Here is a 2,657-nt window from a genome sequence, read left to right as displayed (position 1 = left end):
GGGAAAGGAAAGAGAAGAAGAAAAGGGGGGGAGAAAGGAAAGAGGAGAGGAAAGAGAAGGAGGGGGGAGAAGAGAGAAAGGGAAAGAAAGAGGAGGAGAAGGAGAGGAAAGGGGGGGGGGGGGGGGGGGAAGGGGGGGAGAAAAGAGGGGGAGGAGGAGGGAGGGAAAGAGGGGGAAAAAAGAAGGGGAGGGAAAGGAGGAGGGGAGAGGAGAAGGAAAGAGGGGGGGGGGGAAAAAGGAGAGAGAAGGGAGAGGGAAAGGGGGAAGAAGAGGAGGAAAAGGGAGGAAGAGGGGGAGAAGAAGGGAAAGGGGAGAAGAGGAAGGAAGAGAGAAGGGAGAGGAGGAAGAAAGGGGAGGAAGGAGGAGAAGAAGGAAGAGGGGAAAGGGGAAGAGGAAAGGAAAAAAAGGAAAGGGAAGGAAAAAGAGAGAAGAAGGGAAGGGAGGAGAGAGGAAAAAAGGGAAGGGGGGGGGAGAAGGAAAAAGGAGGGAGGGGGGGAAAAAAAAAAGAAAAAAGAAGAAGGAGGAGAGAAAGGAAAAAAGAAGGAGAGAAAAAAAGAAGAGGAGGAAAGGGGAAGAGAGAGGAGAAAGGAAAAAAAAAAAAGAAAGGGGGAGAAGGGAAAAAGGGGGAGGGAGAGAAAGAGAGGAGGAGAAAAGGAGGGAGAGAAGAAGAAGGAGAGGAGGGAGAGGAAGAAAAAGAAGGGAAAGAAGAGGGAGAAAGGGAAGAAAGGAAAGAAGAGAAAAGGGAGGGAGAAGCGGAAAGGGAAGGAAGAAAGGAAGGAAAAGAGAGAAGAGGAGGAAGGGGGAAAAAAAAGGAAGGGAGAGAGGGGGAAAAGGGAGAAGAGAAAAAGGAAGGGGGGGAGAAGAGGAGGGGAGAAAGGGAGAAGGGAGGGGGAAGGGGGGGGAAAGGGGGGAGGGGAAAGGGGAGAAAGAGGGGGGGGGGGGGAAAAAAGGAGGGAAGAGAGAGGGAGAAGAGGAAAGAAAGAAAAAACGGAAGGAGAAAAGGAAAAAAGAAAAAAGAGAAAAAGAGGGAGAAGGGGAGAGAGAAGAGAAAGAAAAGGAGAAGGGAAGGGAAGAGAAAAAGGAGAAGGGGGAGGAGGGAGCGAGGGGGGGGGAGGAGGAAGAGGGGAAAAAGGGAGAAAAGAGGAAAAAAAGGGAAGAAGGGGGGGGAGAAAGAAAAAAAGGGGGAAGGAGGAGAGGAGAAAAAAGGAAAAAGGAGAAAAAGAAAGAAGAAAGGAAAAGGAAAAGGGGAAGGGGGAGAAGGAGGAGGAAGAAAAGGAGGGGGAAAAAAAAGAGGGAAGAGGGGGAAGAAAAAAAGGGAAAAGAAAGAAAAGAGGGGGAAGAGAAAAGAAGGAGAAAGGAGGAAAAGAAGAAGGAAGAGAGGGAGGGAGAAAAGGGGGAGAAAAGGGAGGGGGGAGAGGGGAGAAAGAGGAAAGAAAAGAAGAAAGAAGAAAAAAGAAAAAAGAGGAAGGAAGGAGAGGAGGGGGGGAGGGGGAGAGAAGGAAGGAAAAGAAGAAAAAAGGAAGGGGAAAAAAAGGAGAAAAGGGAAAGAAAAAGGGGAGAAGGAAAGGGAAAAAGGAAGGAGGGAAGGAAAAAAGGGAGGAGAAGGAGAAGAGGAAAGGGGGAAAAAGGAGGAAAAAGGGGGAGAGAAAGAAGGGAGAAGGGGGAGAAAAAGGGAGGGAGAGGGGGAGAAGGGGGGGGGGAGGGGGAAGGGGAAGAGAAGGAGAGGGAAAGAAAAGGGGGGGAAAAGGGGGGAAAGGGGGGAGAAGGAAGGAAGGGGGGAGAAGGAAGGGAGGGGAGAAAAGGGGGGGAGGGGGGGGAAGAGGGAGAAAAAGGAGGAAGGAGGAGGAAGAAGGGGGGAAAAAGAAGGGAAAGGAAAGGGAAAGTGTGTGGGTTATTATTAATTTTGATGGGTATTGGATAGAGGGGAAAAAAAGAGAAGGGAAGGGAAGAGGGAAAGGGGAGGAGAAGAGAAAGGAAAAAGAAAAAAAGGGAAAGGAAAAAAAAAAGGGGAGGGAGAGAAAGGAGGAAAAAAAGGGAAAGAAAAAAAAAAAAAAGAGAAAAGAGAAAGGGGAAAGAGAAAAGGGGGGAAAGGAGGAGGGAAAAGAGAAGGGAGGGGGAAAAGAAAAAAGAAGGGGAGAGGGAGAGGAGGGGAGGGGGGGGAAAAAAGGAGGGGGGAGGGGGGGAGAGGAAAAAGAGGGAAAAGAGGGAGAAGAAGGGGGAAGGGGAAAAGAGAAGGGAGGGGAAAGTGAAAAAAGGTGTGAAGAAAGAAGGAGGGGAAAAAGAGAAGAAAAGGGAAGGAAGGGGAGGGAAAGAAGGGGGGAAAAGAAAGAAGAAGAAAGAAGAAAGAGAAAAGAGGAGGGGAAGAAAAGAGGAAAGGAGAGAAGGGAGAAAGAGAGAGGGGAGGGGGAGAGGAGGGAGGAAGAAGAGAAGGGGGAGAGGAAGGGGGGAGAAGAGGAAAAGAAAAAAAAAGAAGAAGGAGTTTAATAAAAGGGATAAGAAAATAAAAAAAAGGGAGAAATGTAAAAAATTGAAAAAAGATAGAAATATTGTTAAAAATATGTACTCATAAAAAAATAATAAAATGATATCCATTTTAGGATATGAAATAATTTGCTACATTTATTGGTTGGATGTAGCGCGCTGGCTATCTGCTAACC

Annotated in this window: 2 protein-coding genes; both read left to right on the top strand. The window is 48.1% G+C overall.

Translation table 11 applies throughout. From position 1 onward, the window contains the following. A partial coding sequence (locus FHK88_RS12330; protein ID WP_227431020.1) for a hypothetical protein occupies positions 1 to 1,901 on the top strand: 1,901 nt, incomplete at its 5' end. Continuing rightward, the gene (locus FHK88_RS12325) at positions 1,885 to 2,484 is read left to right on the top strand and encodes a hypothetical protein (protein WP_227431019.1); all 600 of its coding nucleotides are present in this window, start codon (positions 1,885 to 1,887) and stop codon (positions 2,482 to 2,484) included. The genes FHK88_RS12330 and FHK88_RS12325, both read left to right, overlap by 17 nt. The last annotated feature ends 173 nt before the right edge of the window (positions 2,485 to 2,657 follow it).

Source organism: Psychrobacter sp. I-STPA6b, assembly GCF_020662265.1.
Taxonomy (GTDB): domain Bacteria; phylum Pseudomonadota; class Gammaproteobacteria; order Pseudomonadales; family Moraxellaceae; genus Psychrobacter.
This window is presented reverse-complemented; position numbering and strand designations above follow the sequence as displayed.